This is a genomic window from Paenibacillus sp. E222, from assembly GCF_013401555.1.
Lineage (GTDB): Bacteria > Bacillota > Bacilli > Paenibacillales > Paenibacillaceae > Paenibacillus.
The window spans coordinates 2,839,037-2,864,686 of sequence record NZ_CP058552.1; the positions used below are offsets into that span (position 1 = coordinate 2,839,037).

Annotated in this window: 18 protein-coding genes and 1 riboswitch; of the genes, 13 read left to right on the forward strand and 5 right to left on the reverse strand. The window is 47.5% G+C overall.

Annotated elements, in window-relative coordinates; genetic code table 11:
• The first annotated feature begins 49 nt into the window (after positions 1-49).
• From HW560_RS12710 to ptsP, 7 genes are all read left to right on the forward strand, one after another.
• Positions 50-1,213, forward strand: coding sequence for an iron-containing alcohol dehydrogenase (locus tag HW560_RS12710; protein WP_090903937.1), 1,164 nt, complete (start codon positions 50-52; stop codon positions 1,211-1,213).
• A 261-nt stretch (positions 1,214-1,474) separates the two neighbouring features.
• On the forward strand, positions 1,475-2,011 hold the full coding sequence (locus HW560_RS12715; protein WP_090903936.1) for an NfeD family membrane protein: 537 nt from the start codon (positions 1,475-1,477) through the stop codon (positions 2,009-2,011).
• A gap of 58 nt (positions 2,012-2,069) precedes the next feature.
• Positions 2,070-3,623, forward strand: coding sequence for a flotillin lipid rafts scaffold protein FloT (locus HW560_RS12720; RefSeq protein ID WP_090903935.1), 1,554 nt, complete (start codon positions 2,070-2,072; stop codon positions 3,621-3,623).
• Between the two features lie 166 nt (positions 3,624-3,789).
• Positions 3,790-4,644 (forward strand): glucose PTS transporter transcription antiterminator GlcT, encoded by an 855-nt coding sequence (gene glcT, locus HW560_RS12725; protein ID WP_090903934.1) that lies wholly within the window; start codon positions 3,790-3,792, stop codon positions 4,642-4,644.
• 288 nt (positions 4,645-4,932) lie between these two features.
• Positions 4,933-6,984, forward strand: a complete 2,052-nt coding sequence (gene ptsG, locus HW560_RS12730) for a glucose-specific PTS transporter subunit IIBC (protein WP_179263288.1) — start codon at positions 4,933-4,935, stop codon at positions 6,982-6,984.
• Positions 6,985-7,062: 78 nt separating this feature from the next.
• Positions 7,063-7,338 carry an HPr family phosphocarrier protein gene (locus HW560_RS12735; protein ID WP_036617010.1) on the forward strand — a complete coding sequence of 92 codons (276 nt, stop codon included), beginning with the start codon at positions 7,063-7,065 and terminating at the stop codon, positions 7,336-7,338.
• On the forward strand, positions 7,331-9,043 hold the full coding sequence (ptsP, locus tag HW560_RS12740; protein ID WP_090903932.1) for a phosphoenolpyruvate--protein phosphotransferase: 1,713 nt from the start codon (positions 7,331-7,333) through the stop codon (positions 9,041-9,043). The genes HW560_RS12735 and ptsP overlap by 8 nt, the downstream gene beginning before the upstream one ends.
• 259 nt (positions 9,044-9,302) lie before the next feature.
• On the opposite strand, the gene gcvPB is transcribed toward ptsP, so the two are convergent.
• From gcvPB to gcvT, 3 genes are all read right to left on the reverse strand, one after another.
• Positions 9,303-10,790 carry an aminomethyl-transferring glycine dehydrogenase subunit GcvPB gene (gcvPB, locus tag HW560_RS12745; RefSeq protein WP_090904024.1) on the reverse strand — a complete coding sequence of 496 codons (1,488 nt, stop codon included), beginning with the start codon at positions 10,788-10,790 and terminating at the stop codon, positions 9,303-9,305.
• A gap of 92 nt (positions 10,791-10,882) precedes the next feature.
• Positions 10,883-12,238 (reverse strand): aminomethyl-transferring glycine dehydrogenase subunit GcvPA, encoded by a 1,356-nt coding sequence (gene gcvPA / locus HW560_RS12750; RefSeq protein ID WP_090903931.1) that lies wholly within the window; start codon positions 12,236-12,238, stop codon positions 10,883-10,885.
• A complete protein-coding gene (gcvT, locus tag HW560_RS12755; RefSeq protein WP_179263290.1) occupies positions 12,235-13,371 on the reverse strand; it encodes a glycine cleavage system aminomethyltransferase GcvT in 1,137 nt (378 codons plus the stop codon). Before gcvT ends, gcvPA begins: the two co-directional genes overlap by 4 nt.
• Before the next feature lie 301 nt (positions 13,372-13,672).
• Positions 13,673-13,795: riboswitch (glycine riboswitch) on the reverse strand.
• 346 nt (positions 13,796-14,141) lie between these two features.
• On the opposite strand from gcvT, the gene gcvH reads away from it, so the two are divergent.
• From gcvH to HW560_RS12780, 5 genes are all read left to right on the forward strand, one after another.
• Entirely contained in the window at positions 14,142-14,531 is a 390-nt protein-coding gene (gene gcvH / locus HW560_RS12760; protein WP_062324957.1) for a glycine cleavage system protein GcvH, read from the forward strand.
• Positions 14,532-15,099: 568 nt separating this feature from the next.
• Positions 15,100-16,566: a PTS mannitol transporter subunit IIBC gene (locus HW560_RS12765; protein WP_090903929.1), complete on the forward strand. Its 1,467-nt coding sequence runs from the start codon at positions 15,100-15,102 to the stop codon at positions 16,564-16,566.
• The gene (locus HW560_RS12770; RefSeq protein WP_090903928.1) at positions 16,566-18,671 is read left to right on the forward strand and encodes a BglG family transcription antiterminator; all 2,106 of its coding nucleotides are present in this window, start codon (positions 16,566-16,568) and stop codon (positions 18,669-18,671) included. The genes HW560_RS12765 and HW560_RS12770 overlap by 1 nt, the downstream gene beginning before the upstream one ends.
• Positions 18,668-19,102, forward strand: coding sequence for a PTS mannitol transporter subunit IIA (locus HW560_RS12775; RefSeq protein ID WP_024633110.1), 435 nt, complete (start codon positions 18,668-18,670; stop codon positions 19,100-19,102). Before HW560_RS12770 ends, HW560_RS12775 begins: the two co-directional genes overlap by 4 nt.
• A complete protein-coding gene (locus tag HW560_RS12780) occupies positions 19,099-20,250 on the forward strand; it encodes a mannitol-1-phosphate 5-dehydrogenase (protein WP_090903927.1) in 1,152 nt (383 codons plus the stop codon). Before HW560_RS12775 ends, HW560_RS12780 begins: the two co-directional genes overlap by 4 nt.
• A gap of 52 nt (positions 20,251-20,302) precedes the next feature.
• Here HW560_RS12780 and HW560_RS12785 read toward each other — a convergent pair whose 3' ends face one another.
• Positions 20,303-20,551, reverse strand: a complete 249-nt coding sequence (locus HW560_RS12785) for a cysteine-rich CWC family protein (RefSeq protein WP_090903926.1) — start codon at positions 20,549-20,551, stop codon at positions 20,303-20,305.
• A gap of 92 nt (positions 20,552-20,643) precedes the next feature.
• The gene (locus tag HW560_RS12790; RefSeq protein WP_179263292.1) at positions 20,644-22,656 is read right to left on the reverse strand and encodes an endonuclease MutS2; all 2,013 of its coding nucleotides are present in this window, start codon (positions 22,654-22,656) and stop codon (positions 20,644-20,646) included.
• Positions 22,657-23,230: 574 nt separating this feature from the next.
• Here HW560_RS12790 and HW560_RS12795 point away from each other — a divergent pair.
• The gene (locus HW560_RS12795; RefSeq protein WP_179263294.1) at positions 23,231-25,567 is read left to right on the forward strand and encodes a helix-turn-helix domain-containing protein; all 2,337 of its coding nucleotides are present in this window, start codon (positions 23,231-23,233) and stop codon (positions 25,565-25,567) included.
• The last annotated feature ends 83 nt before the right edge of the window (positions 25,568-25,650 follow it).

Sequence of the window (25,650 nt, forward strand, 5' to 3'; positions counted from 1 at the left end):
AATTGGAGTTGCACTAAAAATTCTAAACTCCATTGGAGGCGACATAGATATGAGATCTTTTCAATTTTATAATCCAACCCGATTGATTTTCGGTAAAGGTCAGCTGGAAGCACTGAAAACCGAAGTACCGAAATACGGTAAACGGGTTCTGCTTGTATATGGTGGCGGCAGTATCAAACGCAGCGGTTTGTACGAGCAGGTGATCGGACTGCTGAAGGAAGTTGGAGCTGAGGTTACAGAGCTGGCTGGTGTAGAACCGAACCCGCGTCTTTCGACTGTTCACAAAGGCGTAGACCTCTGCAAAACGAACAACATTGACCTGGTCCTCGCTGTAGGCGGCGGCAGTGTACTGGATTGTGCCAAAGCGATTGCCGTAGGTGCCAAGTATGATGGCGATATGTGGGATTTTGCTCAGCGTAAAGCCGTTGCACAGGATGCTCTTCCGCTCGGAACCGTGCTGACAATGGCTGCAACGGGCTCGGAAATGAACTCTGGATCGGTTATCACCAATCAGGATACACAGGAGAAGTTGGGCTGGGGCAGCGCGTATTCGTTCCCTGCGTTCTCGATCCTTGATCCGGTAAATACATATACCGTTCCTTTGGACCAAACGGTTTATGGCATGGTTGATATGATGTCCCACGTACTGGAGCATTACTTCCATCTGGATGCCAACACACCGGTTCAGCTCGGATTCTGTGAGACGATTCTGCGCACAGTTATGGATGCAGCCCCTCGTCTGGTTGAAGACCTGGAGAACTATGAACTGCGTGAAACGATTCTGTACTGCGGAACGATGGCATTGAACGGCGTACTGAACATGGGTCTCGCGGGTGACTGGGCTACTCACAATATCGAACACGCGGTATCCGCAGTGTATGACATTCCGCATGGCGGAGGGCTCGCGATTCTGTTCCCGCACTGGATGAAGCATAATGTGGACGTCAATGTGGATCGGTTCAAACGTCTCGCGATCAATGTGTTTGAAGTTAACCCTGAAGGTAAATCGGACAAACAGATTGCTGAAGAAGGAATTGAAGCGTTGAGCAAATTCTGGACATCCATTGGTGCGCCTAACCGTCTGGCTGATTATGATATCGATGACAGCCAAATCGAAGTTATGGCTGATAAAGCCATGCTCTTCGGCCCATTTGGTAACTTCAAAAAATTGCAACGTGAAGATGTTGTATCCATCTACAAGGCTTCTCTGTAAAAACAAAACGCAAAAGGCACAGCAATGTGTTCTGGAACCGCACGTCTCCTTTAACGGAGATTTGCGGTTTTTTGTTGTGAATAAGAGCCAATCGGAGATTGTTCCAGCAACGGGGCCATATTGCGAGGAGAATAACCATTATCGGGTCTGGAAACCAAATGAGGAAAGATTTTGAAACATAACGGCACCTTGCTACGTATTTATTTACATGAGGAATGCCCAGTTGGATGGAATTGCGGCAGAAGAGAGGAGGAACGGGGAATGGAGTCAATCTATTGGGGGTGTCTAATTGGAGGAGCCATATTTGCAGTTGTCAGCCTTGTACTAGGTGACTTGATTGATGGCTTGCTGGACGGGGCCTTTGAATTGCCAGGCCTTGATTTTTTCAAACCTGTTGTGCTGGCCGGTTCCATAACAACCTTTGGCGGAGCCGGTATTATGCTGACACGTTATAGCTCGTTAAGTGCAATTTCGGCATTGATACTATCCCTGCTTATAGGTATTGCTGCAGCCATGCTGGTATTCTTCGCATATATCAAGCCGATGCGTAACAGTGACGTCTCCATAGCGTTTTCCATGAAAGAGCTATCTGGGAAAATTGGAGAAATTACCATTCCGGTACCGGAAAAAGGTTTTGGTGAGGTTATGATCAAAATTGCTGCCGGTAATACGGTGCACACGGCATCCAGCTTTGAACATCGTCCCATTGCGGCGGGAGCGCGTGTTGTAGTTGTGGATGTAACCGAAGGTGTCCTGCGAGTATCGGAATGGGATGAAGATGTACTTAAAAATGTTTAAGGTAGTTTAACCGTTAGCAGTGTAAGCAGTCATGTATGAATAAGGGGAGAGATGTGGAATGGATTTGAATTTGGATTGGGATGTATTGTTGATTCCTGCAGTTGTGGTAGGTGTTATTCTGATTCTTGGTTTGGCGTTCTGGGCGAGGTACAAAACGGTTGGGCCGGATGAAGCCATGATCGTTACGGGTTCATTCCTGGGAAGTAAAAATATATCCGACGATGACTCCGGACGAAAAATTAAAATTGTTCGTGGAGGCGGCGCATTTATCTTGCCAGTGTTCCAGCAGTCAGAGTTTATCTCGCTGTTGTCCCACAAGCTGGACGTTTCCACGCCGGAAGTATACACGGAACAAGGGGTACCGGTCATTGCCGATGGTGTCGCCATTATCAAGGTCGGAAGCTCTGTAGAAGACGTGGCTACTGCAGCCGAGCAATTTATCGGTAAGCCGGTAGAATCGTTAAGAGGTGAAGCGCAGGAAGTTCTGGAAGGGCATTTGCGGGCCATCCTCGGAACGATGACGGTGGAAGAAGTATACCGTAACCGCGATCGCTTCGCGCAAGAGGTTCAAGGTGTAGCTGCCAGGGATCTGAAAAAAATGGGACTGCAAATTGTCTCTTTTACCATCAAAGATGTTCGTGACAAACAAGGTTATCTGGATGCCCTCGGTAAACCGAGGATAGCAGCCGTCAAGCGGGATGCTGAAATTGCGGAAGCGGAAGCGATGCGGGATGCACGTATTCAGAAGGCTAATGCGGAAGAGCAGGGGCAAAAAGCCGAGTTGCTGCGTGATACGAATATCGCTGAAGCTGCAAAAGAGAAGGAACTGAAAGTAGCGACATTTAAGCGGGATCAGGATACAGCTAAAGCCGAAGCGGATCAGGCGTACCATATCCACGAAGCACGTGCGAGACAAACCGTGGTGGAAGAAGAGATGAAGGTTGAGCTCGTTCGTAAAGAACGTGAGATCGATCTGCAAGAGAAAGAAATTATCGTACGTGAGAAGCAATATGATGCTGAAGTGAAGAAAAAGGCAGAAGCAGACCGTTATGCGGTGGAGCAGGCTGCCGAAGCGGATAAAGCCAAAAGAATGCGTGAAGCCGATGCGGTACAGTACTCCATTGAAACGCATGCAAAAGCTACTGCCGAGCAGAAGCGTCTCGAAGGTCAGGCGATGGCAGATGCTGAACGCGCTAAAGGTACAGCAGATGCAGAGGTTATTCGCCTCCGGGGTCTGGCGGAAGCAGAAGCGAAGGAAAAACTGGCCGAGGCGTTCCAAAAGTTCGGCGAAGCTGCCGTGCTCGATATCATCGTCAAAATGCTGCCTGAACTTGCTGGTAAAATTGCGGAGCCGATCTCCTCGATTGATAAGCTGACTGTTGTGGACACAGGTAAAGGTGAAGGCGCCACTCGTGTAAGTAATTATGTAACTGAGCTCATGGCGACGGCTCCTGAGATGCTCAAAAGTGTCTCCGGCATTGATGTGGAGCAGTTAATTAAAGGTCTCACCAAACCTAAAACAACAGCACCGGTTGCTATTCAACAGAGTGAACCTGTTACAACCCCATCGATAATCGATAAGATTGTGGAAAAAGCTGGAGTTGAAGATTAAGACAACGAATCATAACGCACTCATGCTCTATTGACCTTAAGGCAAATTTTTGTTACTTTTTAAGCGAGACGTCCGGCGCGGTTTGCCCGCTTCCGGATGTCTTTTCTTACTTAATAGGGTGTGACTGAATCACACCTAAGATGGTGTGAAAAAAGAGGTGCAAACATTGAGTAGCCTGCAAGTAGCCAAAGCGCTAAATAATAATGTAATTATTGCACAGCATCCTGAGCATGGAGAAGTTGTCGTGATTGGTAAAGGCATCGGCTTCAATCGGAAGACGAAAGACATTATTCCACTGATGGCTGTGGAGAAGATGTTCATTTTGAGAAACCAGCAGGAGCAGGAGCAGTATAAACAGCTTCTTCCACAAGTGGATGAAGCATTGATCGAAATTATTAACGAAGTCATTACGTATATTGCAGAACATACAGACGTTCCTTTAAATGAACATATTCATATCGCATTGACCGACCATATTTCTTTTGCATTAAAACGAAAAGAACAAGGGATTGTCATTCAGAATCCTTTTCTATATGAGACCCGTGAAATCTATCCTGACGAATATCGCATGGGCGAATATGCAGTTCGTTTGATTAAAGAAAAACTGGGCGTAGATCTGGGAATGGATGAAATCGGTTTTATTGCGCTCCACATCTACAGTGCGATGACCAACCAAAATATTTCTCAAGTTCGCGAGCATTCCCAACTGATTACCGATTTGGTGAGCCTGGTGTCCACCCAACTGGATTATTCGTTTGAGACGCAGTCACTGGATTACTCCCGGTTACTGACTCATCTTCGGTTTGCCTTGGAACGAGTCCGTCGGGGAGATAAAGTGGAAGAAATCCACAAATTGGATTCCCTATTGAAGTTAGAATATCCTGAAATGTACTCGCTTGCATGGAAGCTGACGAAGGTGATGGAAAAAAGGTTGAATCTTCCAGTCTATCCTGCTGAAGTAGGGTATCTGACCATCCATTTGCAGCGACTGAATCAAAGGAAAGAAGAAGACAACCAGTGAATTTTTTCCACAAGTGGAATTGCAGTTTGAGAAATTTCTTGTAAAGGCTTGCATCGTTTTTGAAGTGATGCTACAATGGTCTCCGTAATCAAGCAACTGAATAAACACAAACGACGTGTTACTGATTCGATCAGGCATGAGTTATCTAGAGCATGATTGTTCTTACCTTATACCGGGTATGCTATACCCGAAGGTTGGACCAATTTAGCTTTGTTAACTCGTGCCTTTTTTGTTTTCCCTTGCTTGCATCACAACATAAAAATTTAAGAGAAAGGTGGATACGACGCAATGTTTAAAAAGCTTTTTGGTGTATTGCAAAGAGTAGGTAAAGCTCTTATGCTACCTGTAGCAATCTTGCCAGCGGCAGGTTTATTGCTAGGGATCGGTAACATGCTTGTGAATCCGGATTTCTTGCAGTATGCAACAGTGCTAGATACCCCATGGGTAAGCTCAATCGCGACCATTATGATGAATGCGGGTCAGATCGTATTTGATAATCTGGCATTGCTGTTCGCTGTCGGTGTAGCCGTCGGGCTGGCCGGAGGCGAAGGTGTCGCAGGTCTTGCGGCCATCATCGGTTACTTGGTCATGAACGTGACTCTAGGTACGGCTGTTGGTGTTACACCAGCCATGATCGGTGAAGTACCAGGTTATGCGAGCATCTTGGGTATTCCTACATTGAGTACAGGCGTGTTCGGGGGTATCATCATTGGTATTACCGCCGCGCTATGTTACAATCGATTTTTCAAAATCGAACTGCCGTCTTACCTCGGTTTCTTTGCAGGTAAACGATTTGTTCCCATTGTCACTTCAGTCGTTTCCCTCTTAATCGGGTTGCTTCTGGTGATCATCTGGCCTCCAATTCAAAATGGGCTGAATGCTGTATCTCACTTCATGGTAGATACAAGTCCGACATTATCGGCATTCATATTTGGAGTGGTAGAACGGTCACTTATTCCGTTCGGACTGCATCACATTTTCTATTCACCATTCTGGTTTGAATTCGGTGAATATGTGAACAAAGCTGGAGATGTCATTCGTGGTGACCAGCAAATCTTCTTCAATCAACTGCGTGATGGCGTGAACCTTACAGCGGGAACGTTCCAAGTTGGTAAATTCCCGTTCATGATGTTCGGTTTGCCAGCTGCGGCGCTTGCGATGTACCATGAAGCAAGACCGGAGCACAAAAAGTATGTTGCAGGGATCATGGGATCAGCTGCGCTGACTTCGTTCCTCACAGGGATTACAGAACCGCTTGAGTTCTCATTCCTGTTTGTAGCGCCAATCCTGTTTGCAGTACACTGTATCTTTGCAGGTTTGTCTTTCATGACAATGCAAATTCTTGGAGTCAAAATCGGGATGACATTCTCCGGTGGATTCATTGACTTCCTGATCTTCGGGATTATCCCGAACCGCACGCCTTGGTGGGATGTTATCATCGTAGGTTTGATTCTTGCAGTGATCTACTATTTCGGATTCCGCTTGATCATTCGCAAATTCAACCTCAAAACACCAGGTCGTGAAGAGGCGACACCTGAAACAACTTCGGGCGGTGGAGGCTCAGGTTCAACAGATGATCTGCCTCACAACATTCTTGCTGCATTCGGCGGACAAGAGAATATCAAACATCTGGATGCCTGCATTACTCGTTTGCGGATTGAAGTATATGAGAAATCCAGTGTAAATAAAGATCGTTTGAAACAATTGGGTGCATCTGGCGTACTTGAAGTGGGTAATAATGTACAGGCCATCTTCGGTACACGTTCAGATACGATTAAATCCCAAATGCAGGATATCATTGCAGGACGGACACCGGCACCAGCAGCTGTGGCTAAGCCAGCTCCTGAACAGGAAAAGGCGCAAGGTGAAGAAGGCGAACGTATTATTGCGGAAGACATCGTTATGCCAGTTAACGGCGAATTGATGGATATCACAAACGTTCCTGATCCGGTCTTTGCTGAGAAAATGACAGGTGATGGCTTTGCTGTTCTGCCTCATGATGGCAAGATCACTTCTCCTGTATATGGTAAGGTGTTTAACGTATTTCCAAGCAAACATGCCGTGGGCATTATGTCTGACGGAGGCAAGGAAGTGCTTGTTCATATAGGTGTCAACACGGTGAAGCTGAAAGGACAGGGCTTCAACGTGCTCGTGCAGGAAGGCGACCTGGTATCTGCAGGACAGCCGATTATGGAAGTGGATCTGGAGTATGTGAAAGCTAATGCTCCGTCAATCATCTCTCCGATCATTTTCACCAACCTGCCAGAAGGCTCGACAGTAACGCTAACGAAAAGTGGGTTACTGAAAATTGGCGATCAGCCGATTATTGAGATAAAATAAGAAGTGTTACAACAATGGCAAGCAAGTGTAAATATATGCAATGCCTAAAACTAAATTATTGAAAGTGAGATGATTGTAATGCAACAAACATTCAGAATTACAGATGAAGATGGTATCCACGCACGTCCGGCGACAGCCCTGGTTAATACAGCAAACAAATTCAAAGGTGCAGAATCCTTTGCAGAAGCTAACGGTAAAAAAGTAACGTTGAAATCCATCCTGGGCGTACTTTCCCTTGGTCTGGAACAAGGCGACACTATCAGCATCATCGTTGAAGGCGAAGGAGAAGCTGAAGCTCTTCAAGCTCTGACAGACGTTATGGTTAACGAAGGGCTGGGCGAAATTAATGCTTAATGTTTCTGGGATCGCGGCTTCGGCGGGTATTGCTATCGCCAAGGCGTTTATCTTGGAGCATCCCAATTACTCTGTAGAAAAACGCGAAATCAACGACGTTGACGCAGAGATCGCGAAACTCGACTCAGCACTGGGCAAGTCCCAGGCTGAGCTTGAGGCGATCAAAGAGCGTACTTTACAAGAGCTTGGCGAGAAAAAAGCTGAGATTTTTGCTTCGCATTTGCTCATTCTGAATGACCCGGAACTGATTGATCCGGTTAAAGCGAAAATTGCAGATGATAAGGTTAATGCAGAATTCGCATTGAACGAAACAGCAACGCAATTTATCGAAATGTTCGAAAACATGAAGAGTGCTTACCTGCAGGAACGTGCTGCGGATATGCGTGATGTAACCAAACGTGTGCTAAATCACTTGCTTGGTATCGAATTCATGAGTCCGGCGGAGATCAGTGAAGAAGTGATCGTGCTTGCGGAGGATCTTACGCCTTCCGACACGGCTCAACTGAACCGTCAATATGTTAAAGGTTTCGCAACCAATATTGGTGGACGTACTTCTCACTCCGCGATCATGGCTCGTTCACTTGAAATTCCGGCTGTCGTTGGAACCAAGGACATTCTGGCTCAAGCGAAACAAGGTGATATGATTATCGTTGACGGTTTGGACGGTCACGTACTGGTTAATCCAACGGATGATGTGATTGCTGAGTATCGCTCCAAACAGGAACAGTACGATGCACAACGTGCCGAGTGGAGAAAACTGCGTGACGAGCCAACGGTAACGGTGGACAACGTTCATGTGGAACTGGCAGCCAACATTGGTACACCGAATGATGTTGCCGGTGTTCTGGAGAATGGCGGCGAGGCTGTAGGCCTGTACCGTACCGAGTTCCTGTACATGGGCAGAGACAAGCTTCCTTCTGAGGACATTCAGTATAATGCTTATAAGGCTGTACTGGAAAAAATGGAAGGCAAACCTGTTGTTGTTCGTACACTCGACATCGGTGGAGACAAAGAGCTTCCATATCTGGATCTGCCAAAAGAAATGAATCCATTCCTCGGTTTCCGCGCAGTTCGTCTGTGTCTGGACCGTTTGGACATTTTCCGTACTCAATTGCGTGCATTGCTGCGTGCAAGTGTACATGGTAATCTGCGTGTTATGTTCCCAATGATCGCAACACTGGGTGAATTCCGTGAAGCCAAAGCTGTCCTGCTCGAAGAGAAGGAAAAGCTGGTTGCTGAAGGTATTGCTGTTTCAGACAGCATCCAACTGGGAATCATGGTCGAAATTCCTTCGACTGCGGTTCTGGCAGATCAATTTGCCAAAGAAGTGGATTTCTTCAGTATCGGAACGAACGATCTGATTCAATACACCATGGCTGCTGACCGTATGAACGAGCGTGTGTCGTATCTGTATCAACCATACAACCCTGCTATCTTGCGTTTGGTTAAAATGGTAATTGATGCAGCGCACCGTGAAGGCAAATGGGTTGGCATGTGTGGAGAGATGGCCGGAGACGAAACAGCAATTCCATTGCTGCTCGGTCTCGGACTGGATGAGTTCAGCATGAGCGCAACATCCATTCTGCCAGCTCGCAGTCAGATCACCAAGCTGTCCCGTGCAGACATGCAAGAACTTGCTGCCAAAGCACTGGATATGCAAACGGCTGAACAAGTCGTTGAATTGGTTCAAAGCATTCAAGCGTAATGTAATTTTACGGGGTTTCCACCCGATTTTAAGGGTTTCTTTTTCCGATAAAAAAGCTGCAGTCGTGCAGCGATTTTGCCGGTATCTGTTGTTATAGCAGATACCGGCTTTTTTTGTTCTGAGCCGGTATTTCTATTGTAAGGTTTGTCTTAAGCAGACGGAATCAATAAAAGAAGACACAGCAACAGCGGCTTAGAGCTAGGCTGTTACTGTGTCTATATGTGCCGATATCGGAATTGCGTTTTTTTGTCAGACTGTTTTAACTGCAAGCGCAGTTCAATACAGGTTTACGGGCTGCTGTTGTTTCATCCAGACGGGTAACCGGTGTGCTATAAGGGGCATTGAGTACCAGTTCAGGTGTCTCTTCTGCTTCCTTGGCAATACGAATCATCGTATCGATGAACCCATCAAGGGTTTCTTTGCTCTCGGTTTCCGTTGGTTCAATCATGATGCACTCCTCCACGTTCAGTGGGAAGTACACGGTTGGCGGGTGATACCCAAAATCAAGCAATCGTTTGGCAACATCCAGTGTACGTACACCGTACTGCTTCAACCCCCGGCCAGACATAACAAATTCATGTTTGCATACGCCTGGATACGGAATCTCGTAGTAAGGTGCGAGACGAGCCATCATGTAGTTGGCATTGAGCACCGCACATTCAGATACCCGACGTAAGCCTTCAGGTCCATAAGTACGAATGTAGGCATAGGCGCGGACCAGAATACCGAAGTTACCATAGTACGCTTTGACCCGGCCAATGGATTGATCACCTTCACGATCCAATGCATATATACCCTCATCATTTTTGATGACCATCGGTTTCGGCAGAAATGGAATCAAGCGGCTCTTCACGCCAACCGGGCCGGCACCAGGTCCACCTCCGCCGTGCGGAGTACTCATTGTTTTGTGCAAATTCAGATGCACCACATCGAAGCCCATATCGCCAGGCCGAGTGATGCCCATAATGGCATTGGAGTTGGCTCCATCGTAGTACAGCAGGCCACCTGCCTGGTGCACAATGGAGGCAATCTCCTGAATGTCTTTTTCAAAAAGGCCGAGTGTGTTCGGGTTAGTCAGCATGAGCGCTGCGGTGTCCGAACCAACAGCTGCGCGAAGTGCGTCCAGATCCACCAGCCCGTCTGCGCGGGAAGGGATCGTTACCGTTTCGAAACCTGCTACGGTTGCACTTGCCGGGTTGGTCCCGTGAGAAGAGTCCGGTACGATAACTTTTGTACGCTGTTCACCACGGCCTTCGTGGTAGGCGCGGATCATCATGAGCCCGGTCCATTCGCCATGTGCACCAGCGGCAGGTTGCAGCGTAACGGCGTCCATACCGGTTAGTCCGGCAAGGTCATTTTGCAACGTGTAGAGCAGCTCAAGTGCACCTTGAATGCTGGATTCGTGCTGATAGGGGTGAATTTTGGCGAACCCGTTGTAACGGGCCACATCCTCATTAATCTTCGGATTATATTTCATCGTACAAGAACCCAGTGGATAGAATCCGTTATCTACCCCGAAATTACGACGAGACAGGGCAGTGTAGTGGCGAATGACGTCAACTTCAAAAACCTCAGGCAATGCTGCTGCTTCAGACCGGAGCAATTCCCGGGGAATCAGGGAATCCACAGCTTGACGGGGAACGTCGCATTCAGGCAAGGAATAAGCGACCCGACCCGGACTGCTGAGTTCGAAAATCAACGATTGCTCCGGTGCTGGAGAGGCAGTCTGATTAGTGACTGTTGTGATAGTTTCAGGTTGGCCCGAAGTGGAGATAGAGGTTACCGTTTCAGATTGTCCTTGTGCCGATGTTGTCGTTGTCTTTGTTGTCGTTTCCTGAGTCACAGCGATCCCTCCAATACACGTGCGAATTCATCGATCTCTTCCTTACTGCGTCGTTCCGTAACCGCAATCAGCATATGTCCGGCGAGCTCTGGATAATCACGTCCAAGTTCATACCCGCCAATGAAACCTGCATCGAGCAATTTCAGTTGCAGTGGTTCCACGTTTGTTCCTTGAGGCAGTTGGATCACAAACTCATTGAATGTAGGGGCGGTAAATGTAAGAGAGACGCCTGGAATTGCGGTAAGCGTGTTAAGGGCATAATGGCTCTTTTGCAAATTCAGATCAGCGACGTCGATCATGCCTTGTTTACCCATAATAGACATATAGACAGAGGCGCTCAGCGCGAGTAACGCCTGGTTGGAACAGATGTTGGACGTCGCCTTTTCCCGGCGGATATGCTGTTCCCGTGCTTGCAGCGTGAGTACAAAACCACGCTTGCCGTTGCGGTCCGTTGTCTGGCCTACAATTCGGCCAGGAATCCGACGCATATGAGCCTGGGATACGGCGAAGTATCCGCATGTTGGGCCGCCGAGTGAAGCGGCGATACCAAGGGGCTGTGCATCGCCAACAACGATGTCAGCACCCAGCTTGCCTGGGGCTTCCAGCAGACCCAGCGATAGCGGGTTGGCGCTGACCACGAGCAGGCTCTTGTGCGCATGCGCAAGGTCTGCGGCCTGTTTTACATTTTCCACGGCGCCGAAGAAGTTCGGGCTCTGGATCATGACGGCTGCGGTGTCATCGGAAACGGCGGCTTGCAGGGCATCCCAGTCTGTTACTCCATTTTGATATCCAATCTCAACAATCTCCAGATTGAGGCCGTGTGCGTAAGCTTGCAATACCTGACGGGACTCAGGGTGCACGGTACGTGACACAATCAGCTGTTTGCGGCGGGTTGCTGCTGCGGCCAGATTGCCTGCTTCCGCAAATGCAGTTGCACCATCGTACATGCTGGCATTGGCTACGGCCATGCCTGTTAACTCACAAATGTAAGATTGAAACTCGAAAATCGCCTGCAATTCTCCTTGGCTGATCTCGGGTTGATAGGGTGTATAGGCAGTGTAGAACTCGGAACGGGAGATGACATGATTAATGACAGAGGGAACGTGGTGATCGTAAATGCCTGCGCCCAGGAAGCTGGCGTGTGTCTCGAAGTTGGCATTGGCTCCCGCCTGCTTCGACATATGACGTGTCAGTGCATATTCATCCAGTTTGGAGGAAACGGGCAGTTCACCCTGATAGCGAATCTCCTGTGGAATGTCATGGAACAGATCCTCAATCGTTTCCACACCGATGGTTGCCAACATGGCACTCTGATCCTGCTCGGTCATGGGAATGTAGCGATGCTTGCTCATGCTTGATCAGCTCCTTGAGTAGGTGTCTTTGATTCACGTGTCCGTTTATGAAAAGGGGTCTTCACGACCTCGGCTTTTAGTTTCTTGCCACGAATCTCAATCTCCAGCGGGGTACCCAATGCAGCATATTTGCTGTCAATCAAGGCCAGCCCCAGATTACGTTTCAACGTAGGCGACTGGGTGCCTGTGGTCACTTCACCAATCTGCACGCCTTCGGCGTAAATGGGATAATGAGGGCGAGGGATGCCGCGCTCCAGTACTTCGATGCCGACCAGCTTGCGCGCAGGCCCATCATTTTTTTGCTGCAACAAGGCTTCATGTCCGATAAACGGGCCTGCATTTAGCTTCACAAACATGCCAACGCCAGCCTCCAGCGGTGAGATGGTTGCAGACAATTCCTGTCCATACAGAGGAAGCTTGGCTTCAAAGCGCAGCGTATCCCGAGCTCCTAGTCCAGTCGGAACGAGTCCGTGACCTTCTCCGGCTTGCATCAATCCGTTCCAGACCTCAGCGGCTTGTTCTGCAGGAACGTATAGCTCAAAGCCATCTTCACCCGTGTATCCGGTGCGGGATAACAGCAATGTAACGCCACATACCTTCGCATTTGCCACAAAGCGGAAAGGCTCAATCGATGACACATCGGTGTCTGTCACCGTTCTGAGAATATCCACTGCCAGCGGACCTTGCAGAGCAAGCAGCGCCGTTTGATCCGAATCATTGGTCATCGTTACGCCTGGCGTCATGTGCTGTTGCAGCCATGCCCAGTCCTTGTCGATGTTGGAGGCGTTAACGACCAGCATATAATGCTGTTCTTTCAGTTTATAGATCAGCAGATCATCGACCACGCCGCCATCCGGATAACACATTAACGTGTATTGGGCCTGACCGGGAACGAGTGTTGTTACATCATTGGTGGTCATGTGCTGTAAAAAAGCTTCCGCGTGTTCACCTTGGACGGTGAATTCGCCCATGTGGGATACATCAAATAATCCGGCACGTTCTCGCACCGCTTCATGCTCTTTCTGAATTCCACTGAATTGTACCGGGAGCTCCCAACCGCCAAAATCAATGCATCGTACGCCTTCATATTGCTGATAGAGTGGAAAGAGTGGGGTTCTAAGCAAATCGGACATCCAATCACCTCGTCATGGGCCGTCAACCGGCCGAGTGTATAACCGTGGATCAATGAATCTGGCATCACATTTTATTATAAAAGTAAGGCAAGGGCGCTATAGGCAGCGCCGCTCTATAACCTGTTTTCGTTTTTTTGGGAAAAAGGAAAAGGACAGGCCAAAGAACCGGCATGCCAGAAGCACGCTGTATTCTTAGGCTCTGTCCTTGGTACCTGAGAGTTACCCCGCCGCCTGATGCAGCAGGTTTCCCCTTGGGTGATCATAACGCCCGCACAGGGCGAATAGATGCTCTCCAGAGTTGCGTCCCGTAAAAGTCCTTTTGCCTGAGAGATTCACCTCCGCTTGTCGGTGGTTTACTCCTTCGGCGTTACCGCATGTACACCCTGATTCGGGTGTCAAGGGTAATCTCTCCCTTTACATTCATCCGCGGGTATTGCATAGACCAATTAAACACATTGACTACTCTCATTAAAGCCTGAATCGTCTATTGATGTCAAGAACGATATCATAGAAATGAATAAAAAACCGAATGATATTTTTATTTTATTTCTTAATGTTCGTCTATTTATAAAGATCGCGCTTACTTTTCTAATATTCACCATTATATGTAGGGAGGGCCCATTTGAGTTACAGGTATATAAGGAAGAAAATCAAATAAATTGTGAGGTATCTTGACATTTGAATCGAAAATATCATACGCTATGTTCTGGGAAAAAGGTTAAGGTCAAAGAAACGCATGCACTCATTAATGAAAAGCGAGGCGGATATCGATGAGCGAATTGAAAAGTGATTTCCTGTACAGTGAAGAGCACGAATGGGTGCAGACCGTTGGGGAGGATACCGTACGTATTGGCATTACCGAGTTCGCGCAGCATCAGCTGGGTGACATTGTGTTTGTAGAATTGCCTGACCTGGAATCGGATGTAAAAGCGGAAGACAGTATTGGAACGATTGAATCCGTCAAAACCGTTTCAGATTTGTTTTCTCCTGTCAGTGGAACGATTATTGCTGTGAATGATGCATTGCAGGATTCCCCGGAGCTGGTTAACAACTCTCCTTATGAGGAAGGCTGGATGATCGAGATTCGTGTTGAAGGCGACCTGACAGCAGCGCTATCCACATTGATGAATGCGGATGCGTATCGTAAACATACGGAATAATATGAAGGTATAATTCATTGGTTGGATCGAGAGCTATAGCTTGATGTAAAAGTCCGTTTAGCTTGAAAAAAATGAAATGATTGTTTATAGATCCGGATAGTGACACTGCTTATTCGGAGAATACTTGGGCGCAATGGCCTCACCTGAGACAGGGTGAGGTGATTGCGCTTTTTTGCCGTTGTTAAATGATGAATGGGATGGAATGTTTATCACTCTAATGTGTTCCAATATCATTTCTAAATTAAATAGAAATGGCTCGTTTAAATAGAATATATTTACCATTTTATTTGTCATTAAAATGGGCTAATTCGTGGGTATGATACATGAAAGGGAATAACAGGTTCCATTCCATATACAAGGTCAAACGTTAGAAAATCCTTTAAATTTAAATCTTGTCATCAACGTTCATGACGGAAGTAGGTTTTCATTTCGTTGTAGAAGATACCGTTTTCATTTACGATATGGTTGTAAATTAAGATTTATTGCAGATTTGTACCTTTGTTCGTCTGGATCATCGTTGTCAAAATTCAGTGGAATTAAGGTTTAATATGTTGAGGAGGTTTTCAGTATGAGTTCAGTGGACGCAAAGTCCGAGAAAAGCGGAGGAATACGGGTCGGCGTTCAGAAGTTTGGACGTTTCCTGAGTGGTATGGTTATGCCAAACATGGGTGCATTTATCGCCTGGGGTCTAATTACGGCATTGTTCATTCCAAAAGGATGGTTCCCTAACGCAGATTTTGCATTGCTGGTTGATCCAATGATCAAATATTTGCTGCCTTTGCTTATCGGTTACACAGGCGGTACCATGGTACACGGCCAACGTGGTGGTGTAGTCGGTGCAATTATGACCATCGGGGTTATTGTCGGCAGTGACATTCCAATGTTCCTTGGAGCCATGATAGCCGGACCATTGGGAGCCTGGGTCATTAAAAAATTTGACAAGGCTGTTGATGGCAAAATCAAATCAGGGTTTGAGATGCTGGTTAACAACTTCTCCGCTGGTATTATTGGTGGGATTTTGGCCCTTCTAGCCCTTAAAGGCATCGGGCCTTTTGTTGAAGCAATTAGCAAGGTGTTATCGGCCGGGGTAGAAGCTTTGATGAATGCTGGACTTCTCCCGCTGGTCAATTTGATCATTGAGCCAGGAAAAGTATTATTCCTGAACAATGCGATCAACCATGGGATTTTGACGCCAATTGGTACGGATCAAGCAAGAGAACTGGGTCAATCCGTATTATTCATGCTTGAATCCAATCCAGGACCTGGACTCGGCATTTTGCTGGCATACTGCTTCTTCGGTCGCGGATCAGCCAAATCTTCCGCTCCAGGTGCTGTAATCATCCATTTCTTTGGCGGGATTCACGAGATTTATTTCCCTTACATTCTGATGAGACCGATACTGATTCTGGCTGCAATGGCTGGTGGTGTAGCGGGTACATTGACCTTCATGCTGACTGGAGCTGGTTTGGTGTCAGCACCGTCACCGGGAAGCATCATTGCATACTCGTTGTTAACACCTAAGGGTGGATATCTTGGCATGTTTGCAGGGGTAGCCGTAGCTGCAATCATCTCGTTCCTCGTAGCATCCATACTGCTCAAAACAGGTAAACAGAAGGACGACGAAGATCTGGACAGTGCGTCCAACCGCATGAAGGATATGAAAAATCAGGGCAAAACAGGCAACCTCACTGTTGATAAAGACAATCGGGAAGCTGACCGTGCAGCCGATATTGCTTCTTCGGCAGTAAAAACGGATATCAATAAAATTGTATTCTCCTGTGATGCAGGGATGGGTTCGAGTGCCATGGGGGCCTCCATTCTGCGCAAGAAAATGAAGGCAGCCGGTGTGGATGTTGCTGTAACCAATACGGCGATCAGTGAGATTCCACAAGATGCCGACATCGTCATCACACAGAAAACATTGACTGACCGGGCCAAATCCGTGGCTCCAAATGCAGAGCATATTTCCATCGATAACTTCCTGAAGAGTCCTGAATATGAGGCACTGGTGGAGCGCCTCAAATCCGACTCCTGATGAGTAATATTACAAGGAGACAGCGTGAAATCGTGGAGTTCCTGCTGGAGCATCCGCATGAGGTAACTGCTGGCGATATAGCTGTTGCGGTCAAAGTAAGCACTCGTACCGTACATCGGGAGTTGCAGATGATTGAACAATGGCTTGAGCCCCTTGGTATGAGATTGGAAAAAAAATCGGGAACCGGGGTTCGAATTGATCCCGGTTCCGATGATTTGGCCGTATTGCGTCAACAACTTGAGCTTAACGAATATGTGGAGTTTACGCCCGAAGAGCGTAAACTCTTCATGCTTTGTATTTTGCTGGATGAAGCCGAGCCTGTGAAGCTGCTTGCGCTGGCCTCAGATCTGAAGGTAACCGTGTCGACGGCAAGCAATGATCTGGACGATCTGGAGCCGCGCATTCAGCTGGCTGGCTTGAAGTTGGTTCGCAGGCGTGGATACGGGGTCAAAATCAATGGAAGCGAGCTGGCTCATCGCATGGCTATTTCCGCGCTTGCTCTTGAATATCTGGATGAATCCGATTTGTTCGGTAGACAAGCGGAGCATGGAGTTTCCAAAGTAAACAGCAAGCTTCTGGAAATGATAGGGCATGAGGATGTACTTACGGTCGAAAATGCATTATGGCAGCCGGATATTGAGTGGTTGGAAAATATACCGGAGCGTCAATACATGAAGCTGCTGATCCAATTGTCTGTAGCGGTTGTGCGGATTCGCAAAGGCTTTGGCATAGGTCGGGGTACTCAACAGGACAAAAAAGACGTTGGAATGCCTCTACATGGTGAGCAGAAGGTGCCGGAATATTTAGCTTCCAGACTGTGCGGTGTTCTATCTGCCCAACTTGGGCTGGAGTTTGTGAGCGAGGAGCAGGCTTATTTTCACAGGCTGCTGATTGAAATCGCGCAATCGATTCATTCCTCGCGTCTGCTGCCCGTAGACGATCTGGTCTTACTTGACATGGTTCGTTCCCTCACAGATCGGATGCAGCAGAAAACTCATTATTCGTTCCATGAGGATCGTATGCTCCGTGAAGGTCTGATTGCCCATATGGAGCCGGTGCTGGAACGAATGGATGGGCGGCAGCTCATCCGTAATCCGCTGCTTCAACAGATCCGCAAGGATTATGAATCACTGTTTGAGGATGTAAAGTTAGCGGTGCGAGAGGCTTGGCCCCATACGGATGTGCCGGACGAGGAGATCGGATTTTTGGTGATGCACTTCGGTGCTTCCATTGAACGGCTGCGTGTGCTGAAACGTGAGATCAGAGCAGTCGTCGTCTGTACGAGTGGGATCGGATCTTCACGGATGTTATCGAGCCGTCTGTCCAAGGAAATTCCCGAGATTCGGATTGTGGACAGTGTGTCCTGGTATGAAGCCGCACGTATACCGAAGACGGAATATGATCTGGTTCTCTCTACTGTGGATCTGCCGATGGATAAACATCAATACTACAAGGTGAGTCCACTGCTGACGGCAGAAGAAAGTGAACGTTTAAGGCACTTCATCAGGACAACGACGCTTCAGCGGGAACATAGCCCCCCACCTGAAGCTGAGTTAAGGACAATAGGACGAATTGCCGATCCAGTTGGACTGGAAGCAACCCTGATTGAAATCGTACAGATTATCGGCAAGTTTCAGGTGTTCCCGTTGGATAATCAGGAGATCGGATTTTTTGACACGGCCTACGCGATGTGCAGTGTTTTACATCAATCCGGTGTGTTAAATAATCCAGAAGAGATTGCCAGGCTGCTGGAGGAGCGTGAAGCGATTGGAAGCCAGAAAATTCCTGGGACTTCCCTCGCTTTGTTTCATACACGCAGTGATGGCATTCACAGTCCATCCATTACACTGTTCCAACTGACAGAGCCGCTTCTACGCACGACGGAAGACCCGACAGGTGTCAGCCATGTGCTCTTGATGCTAGGACCCAGACAGTTATCGAAGGAAAGCTTGGAGGTACTGAGTGAGATCAGTGCACTATTGTTGCAGGAAGAAATGATCACTTTACTTGAAAAAGGCAACCGGGATGATCTTATTCATTACTTGTCCCAAGAACTTGCGGGATTTTACCGCAGCAAAACCGAAATTGGAGGTATTCAAACATGAGTGTGTTAACTAAAGATAAAGTCATCATGAATGCAACGGCTCAGGACAAATACGAAGCGATTCGTATGGCAGGTCAAATTTTGAAAGATGCGGGACATATCACCGCTGAATACATTGACAAAATGCTGGAGCGTGAAGAGATTGTCTCCACGTATGTCGGCAACGGACTTGCAATTCCACATGGCACGAAGGAATCCAAATCATTCATTTTGTCCACAGGTATATCGGTGATTCAGTTCCCGCAAGGTGTTGATTTTGGGGAAGAGAAAGCGTATATGGTCATTGGTATCGCTGCTCAAGGTGGAGAACATATGGAGATCCTGACCAGCATCGCAGTCATCTGTGCCGAGGAAGAGAACATGGAAGCTTTGCGTCATGCTCAAACCGCTGAAGAAGTCATCACTATTTTGGAAAGCGAAATGGAACTATGAAGGCCCTTCACTTTGGAGCAGGTAATATTGGACGTGGCTTTATCGGGTTGATTCTGTCCCGTGCAGGCTACAATGTCGTTTTCTCGGACGTTAACCAGGAGCTGGTTAAGGCTCTAGAGCAGCGTGGAGAGTATACGGTTGAACTGGCTAACGAGGCCAAGGATCTGGAGACAGTTACCGGTGTGAGTGCAATCGATGGAACCAATCTGGATACTGTTGCTCAGAACGTTGCAGAAGCTGAACTGATCACAACCGCTGTGGGTGTGAACATTCTGAAACATATTGCTCCGGGTATTGCAAAAGGACTTACATCCAGACTGGGAACAGGTGATGTCTTCCAGCCCCTTCACATTATTGCCTGTGAAAATGCAATTGGAGCCAGCACGCAGCTGAAAGAACATGTATATGGTCTACTTGATGAGCGTACTCGCCAGCTTGCGGATCAGTACGTGTATTTCCCGGACTCTGCCGTGGATCGGATTGTGCCGATTCAGCATCATGAAGATCCATTGCATGTACAGGTAGAGCCTTTCTATGAATGGGTTGTTGACCGTTCACAAATGGCCCCTGCATTCAAACCGGTTGAGGGTGTAATGTATGTGGATGATCTGGAGCCTTATATCGAACGGAAGCTGTTTACCGTAAACACCGGACACTGTATTGCTGCCTATATTGGATATGTGAACGGGTATGATACGATTCAGAAGGCTATTGCCGATGAAAAAGTCAAATCCATCGTATATGGTGCCTTGCAGGAAACCGGAGCTGTTTTGGTGAAGCGTTTTGGATTCAATGCCGACGATCATCAGTTGTACATTGCCAAAATATTGGAACGGTTCGTTAACCCGCATCTGACGGACGAAGTAACTCGTGTAGGACGTTCGCCGCTGCGGAAACTGTCCCCGAATGATCGTCTGGTTCGCCCGGCTCTCCAGGCTTACGAGTATGGAACGGAGACAACACATTTGGCAATGGGTATGGCGGCTGCTTGCAAGTTTGACATTTCCGAAGACCCAGAAGCAGTGGAACTCCAGACTACGATCCAGCAAAAAGGGATTGAAGCAGCACTCAGCCAGTATACGTCCATGGATGAGAGTCATCCTGTACTGAAGCAGGCTGTAGCGCATTATCAACAAATGCAGAAGTAACGGTCTGTATTTCAATACAAAATCATATCGATAGAAGAAGAGCCTCACAGGGTTAACTGTGGGGCTCTTTATTTTGCTCTTTCTTCTTTTTATACGTATCCAGACATGCCTCGCAGATGCAGGACTTCCTGCGCTGTTCTGCCGGAATGGGGTCAAATACCCCTTCTGGGAACACAGCCCGGTTACACCAGCATTCTGAATGAGGACGACCAGCGGCATAGGAGCAACCATTGGCCTCACCGCATAAAGGACATACAAGAACTTCTGGAGTGACTTTCTTTGTATCCTGCTCAACAGACATACGAGTCTTCCTTCCCCGATAAATTTCTAACCACGAACGATCGACAGGTTTATTCAAGTATAGCAACTCAATCCATTATATCAATCCTGTGGTTATTCTTCAGGGGGCAATTCAATCTTCAATCCTTCCACATGCTTGCGACTCATCAGTTTGCGTTTTTTGCGGTTCTCTTTGGTCTCCAGCACGATGTCGAGGTCATAGTCGTCGCCCGGATAAAGTTCCTGTGCAGAAATATGCAAAGTCAGGCGTTTCTTGTGAATTTTGACTTTACGTCCACGCAGCATGACTCCGATATTTCCGCGACTGTCCTCCACATCACAGACGATGCCTGACTGGTTCAGATAAGCTGCATAGACGCGATCCCCTTTTCGGAATGCTTTAACAGGGGCGGTGGGTTCTAATGTTTCAGGCCGATCAGCAAATTTCTTTTTTGTTCCAGTCTGTACGGGCGGACTGACAGGTTTCATCATGTTCCTTGTTTCATTCAATCGTTCTTGTTCAACCGTGCTGTTTGTTTGTGATGACGTTGAACTTACATTAGGCACGGATGGAGAGGAGATGGAAGAGACACTTTGCGGGACACCCTGATCTGAGATGAGCTTGGATCGCTCAATAATGCGCTGTGGCATACCCAATTTCAGTGCAATGGAGTAGGCATAGCTGTCCCCGGCTTCTCCGATCCGCAATCGATAAAGAGGTTGAAGAGAGACCGTATCGAATTCCATTCTTGCATTCTCAAATCCAGGCGTGGCTGCAGCAAAATGTTTGATTTCCCCAAAATGGGTTGTAGCGATAACGGTAGCTCCACGGCTGTGCAGCTCCTCCAGCATGGCGATCGAGAGTCCCACTCCCTCACCGGGATCGGTACCGGAGGCCATCTCGTCAATAAGCACAAGCGTCGATGAATCGGCTTGCTCCAGGATGCCAATCATGTTGCGAATATGTGCAGAAAAGGTACTAAGTGCTTGCTCCAGGCTCTGTCCATCACCGATATCCACAGCAATTTCATGATACACGGCCATCTCGCCATCTTCAGCGACAGGCACAAGCAGACCGGATTGCATCATCAATGTCAGCAGACCCAATGTTTTGAGTGCAACCGTTTTGCCACCCGTATTCGGCCCTGTAATGATTAGTGAGGAATACGTCTGACCAATTGCAAAATCAAGCGGAACCATGGATGCGCCCATAAACGGATGGCGGGCATGATGAAGCCGAACCCGTCCATTGGCATTGACACGTACAGTCCGTCCGTCCATGGTCGCCGCATATTTCGCTTTGGCGAACAGGAAATCCAGAATTCCTACCGTTTCCGTGTTTAGTGAGATTTCTCGATTATAAGACTCTGCAAGAGAGGTTAAGTCACCGAGTATTTTCATCTCCTCCCGTGATTCCTCGGCTTGCAGTGAAGCCAGCTCCATTTGCAGACCTACTAATTCAGCAGGTTCAATATATACGGTTTGGCCACTTCCCGATTCATCCAGCACACTGCCTTTAACGTGTTTGCGGAATTCTTTCTTAATGGGCAGCACTGTTCTTCCACCACGCTGACTAATCACATTTTCCTGCATGATGGAGCGGTGTTTGCTTATTAGCGAATCCAGCTTGCGCTTCATTCGTTCCTCGTTCACCGTCATTTTTTTACGAATACGTATCAGCTCCTTGCTCGCCTGATCCTGAATGCGTCCACTATGGATACAGCGTTCAATCTCGCTCAGCAGGGATTCCATCCATATCATGGATGAAGCGTAGCGACTTACTGTGGGTGCCACTTCGGATTTGCCTTCCATGTATTTCATCAGCTGTGCACAGCTGCGCAGAAACTGGGCAAGATGGCTGAAATCACGTTCCGTAAATAAATAACCGGTACCTAGCAGATCCATAATGGTCTCCATGCCATCCAGTGATGGAATGGGCACACTGGCGCCGTTACGAATCAAAGCAGCCGCTTCAGCGGTCTCTTCCAGACGCATTTGAATCAGAGGAGCGTCCACCATTGGCTTCATGTCTCTTGCGTAACGTTTGCCTAAATAGGATAGGGCACAGGCGGCAACGTTTTTTTGAATTTGGAGATAACCCAGACTGGTTAACGTTTTTTCATTCATGCTTGATCTCTCCTTGGATATAAAATGGAATTTCGGTTAAAGCGATGGAACATATTCCTGGAAAACGCAAAAAGGGCGGAGAATGAACAAACGTCATTCTCCGCCCTTAACGTACGGGAAAGTAGGGCCCGTTATAGGTCTATACAAAAAAATCCACGCTGAACACAGCGCGGAAATAGACCCGGACAAGTACAATCCCGGAGGCGATTTATGATATCCGCTGTTCTTAACTAAGTACAGGGTAATGGCGCATCATGAAACACACGTATGCCACAAGGCACAAGTGAATCGAAGGCCAAACTCCTGAATATGAAACTTGTTAGTTAAGAACGCTCACCGACATCAAAATCTCTCCTTTGATTGAGGAATATGCATTCAATATAAACTGGAAATTGCCTTGAAGTCAACCTTCAAGAATAAATAGTGGACTTGAATAACAATGGGTTTTAAAATAACAATAGTAAATTAATCCAATGAAAGCGATATTATACATACGTTTTGCATTCGATCGGGAAGTGATTTCGAAATCGTTCTCGTTCAAATCACGCAAAATGCACAAAGGAGGATGCTCTATTTGCCTAAATACCTGCTGCGTTTGCTCTGTTTTACGATGATTCTCGGAGCCCTTCCGGTCATTGTTATTGGTTCAGTCTCCTATTCGATTGCTTCACGTGACATTGAGCAGAAGGTGCGGGAGAGTAATTTGCAGATTCTGCATCAGACCCAAATGCGGGTAGAACAAGTATTGCGCAGCCTGCAATTATCGTCCATCCAATATGTGAATTCTCCCTTGGTATTACAAGCGATGAAAAAACCGCTGGACAGCAGCGAATTTCAGGAAATTCGTGATCTGACTTCCGGATTTAATAATCTGCAATCGGTTACAAATATCGATCAGGCCTACCTTGTGAATCTGGATGAAGACTGGGTTGTTTCGATGCGATCCTTTGGAAAATTGGATGATTTCAGTATTCGGGACCGGATAGGCTCTTATTTGAAATATACAAACAGCCTGTTCTGGGTAACGCAAAATGTGAGTTCAACCAAAGAAAGTGTGTCGGGATCGGCGGAAGTTGGTGAAGCGACACCAGAACACTCGCCTACCCTTATTTCATCCGACAACGTGGTCAGCATGGTATTCAAGATTCCGATGATACCAACGAATGTGAAACCCAAGGGATTTCTGGTTATAGACATAGCCGATACAGAGCTAAGTACATTTCTAAGCCGAAATCCGAATTCAGGGGATATGTACGTCCTTGATCGGGAGCAGAAATATTTTCTCAACGATACAGAACAAGATGGGAAATACGACACGCTGAATCAGGAAATCCACGAAAAGGTACAAACGACGGGACAGTCGGAGGGTTTCTTCAGCGCAGAGGTGGAAGGAAGCCAGGTGGCGGTTAGCTACAGGCAGTCCCCACTTAATGGCTGGTTGTATGTATCTGTTGTATCGCTGAGTCAGATAACCGCCCAGTCGCAGAAAATTGCATTGGTTACAGGTGTGGCTACGCTGGTCATGTTATGTTTAACGGGACTAGTAGCCTTTTATGGCAGTCGCAAGATGTACTCTCCCATTTCCAGACTTCTGCAGTTTACGAAAGGACTGGATTCTCCTATGGCTCCGTCGGGACGCCGCCAGGATGAATTTATATACATTGAAGAGCAATTATCGACCTTGTTCAGCTCGGAGAAAACGATGCGTGAGCAGATGAAGGGCCAACATGTTCATTTGCAGGAATTTTTTATGACCAAACTGCTTACAGGCAAAATATCGGAAGATGACTTCAGATATCAGGGTCAGTTATACGATTTTCCAACCTCATGGTCTAGACTTGGGGTACTTACACTTCAGATTGATACTCTTGAAGGGACAAGATATGAAGAGCAGGACCGGGATCTGCTGCTGTTCGCGTTAAACAATATGGTCGGTGAGCTGCTGCCCTCTGAGATTCGTTTCGCACCTGTCATGATTGATGACGCCCAGGTTACGGTATTGGCATCCGTGTTGGATGATGAAGTACAACTAAAAGAGTGGATGCACACTCAAGCGGAATTGATTCGTGAGCGGGTCGTGACCTATCTGAATCTGCCTGTAAGTATCGGTATTAGTCGCTCCTATTCTGCAATAGGTGATTCACCAAGGGCTTACCAGGAGAGTCGTGAGGCGCTGCAAGGCAGGGTAAGTCTGGGCAGCCGTATTATTTTGCATTATGAGGATATTCAGCCGCGCGGTCAGACGGAGGCAGCGTTATATACACAGCTCAGGATGATTGAAGACCAGTTGGCTTCTGCACTCAAGCAAGGGGACGAGGAGAAAACCGATGTGTACTTTAAGCAATACCTCGGTCTGCTCGCAGACAAGAAGCTGCACTTCAGCGAATACCCCGTTATCATGGTTCAGCTGTTGTCCCATGTGTATCAGCTTGTTCAGGAGCAGGGTGGGAATGTTGCGGAAGTGTTGGGCGAAAAGGCCTCTATGGCTCGACTGCTGAAGTTGTCCACATTGGATGAAATGACGAACTGGTTCCGCAAATGTTTATTTCAACCCGTCATTCGATTCTGGCGCGAACAGGAAGAGTCTCAATATTTGAATATTGCCCGGCGCATGATTCGGCTGATCGAAGAGCGATATGATCGCGAATTGTCGCTGGAAGCTTGCGCAGAAGAACTGAATTTTCATCCGGTTTATTTGAGCCGTGTGTTCAAGAAGGAGGCTGGTGTCAACTTTACGGAATACCTTGCCGAATACCGGATGGAAAAAGCCAAAACCTGGCTGCAGACGACCAATCTGAAAATATCGGAAATTGCCGAGAAACTCAATTACACCAACCCTACCGCTTTTATCCGTACATTTCGTAAAATTACGGGAACCACCCCCGGAAAATACCGGGAGCAGCAGCGATAAAAGAAACCTGCTCTGCCTGCCATGGCAGGCAGGTTTTTCTTTGTTTCAGGGTCAGCCTTTATTCTGCGTTTGCAGCAGAGTTA

Excerpts from the sequence above, each read along its gene's own strand:
- HW560_RS12710 (WP_090903937.1), top strand. The coding sequence starts at position 50 with ATGAGATCTTTTCAATTTTATAATCCAACCCGATTGATTTTCGGTAAA.
- HW560_RS12715 (WP_090903936.1), top strand. The coding sequence starts at position 1,475 with ATGGAGTCAATCTATTGGGGGTGTCTAATTGGAGGAGCCATATTTGCA.
- HW560_RS12720 (WP_090903935.1), top strand. The coding sequence starts at position 2,070 with ATGGATTTGAATTTGGATTGGGATGTATTGTTGATTCCTGCAGTTGTG.
- ptsG (WP_179263288.1), top strand. The coding sequence starts at position 4,933 with ATGTTTAAAAAGCTTTTTGGTGTATTGCAAAGAGTAGGTAAAGCTCTT.
- HW560_RS12735 (WP_036617010.1), top strand. The coding sequence starts at position 7,063 with ATGCAACAAACATTCAGAATTACAGATGAAGATGGTATCCACGCACGT.
- ptsP (WP_090903932.1), top strand. The coding sequence starts at position 7,331 with ATGCTTAATGTTTCTGGGATCGCGGCTTCGGCGGGTATTGCTATCGCC.
- gcvPA (WP_090903931.1), bottom strand. The coding sequence starts at position 12,238 with ATGAGCAAGCATCGCTACATTCCCATGACCGAGCAGGATCAGAGTGCC.
- gcvT (WP_179263290.1), bottom strand. The coding sequence starts at position 13,371 with ATGTCCGATTTGCTTAGAACCCCACTCTTTCCACTCTATCAGCAATAT.
- gcvH (WP_062324957.1), top strand. The coding sequence starts at position 14,142 with ATGAGCGAATTGAAAAGTGATTTCCTGTACAGTGAAGAGCACGAATGG.
- HW560_RS12765 (WP_090903929.1), top strand. The coding sequence starts at position 15,100 with ATGAGTTCAGTGGACGCAAAGTCCGAGAAAAGCGGAGGAATACGGGTC.
- HW560_RS12770 (WP_090903928.1), top strand. The coding sequence starts at position 16,566 with ATGAGTAATATTACAAGGAGACAGCGTGAAATCGTGGAGTTCCTGCTG.
- HW560_RS12775 (WP_024633110.1), top strand. The coding sequence starts at position 18,668 with ATGAGTGTGTTAACTAAAGATAAAGTCATCATGAATGCAACGGCTCAG.
- HW560_RS12780 (WP_090903927.1), top strand. The coding sequence starts at position 19,099 with ATGAAGGCCCTTCACTTTGGAGCAGGTAATATTGGACGTGGCTTTATC.
- HW560_RS12785 (WP_090903926.1), bottom strand. The coding sequence starts at position 20,551 with ATGTCTGTTGAGCAGGATACAAAGAAAGTCACTCCAGAAGTTCTTGTA.
- HW560_RS12790 (WP_179263292.1), bottom strand. The coding sequence starts at position 22,656 with ATGAATGAAAAAACGTTAACCAGTCTGGGTTATCTCCAAATTCAAAAA.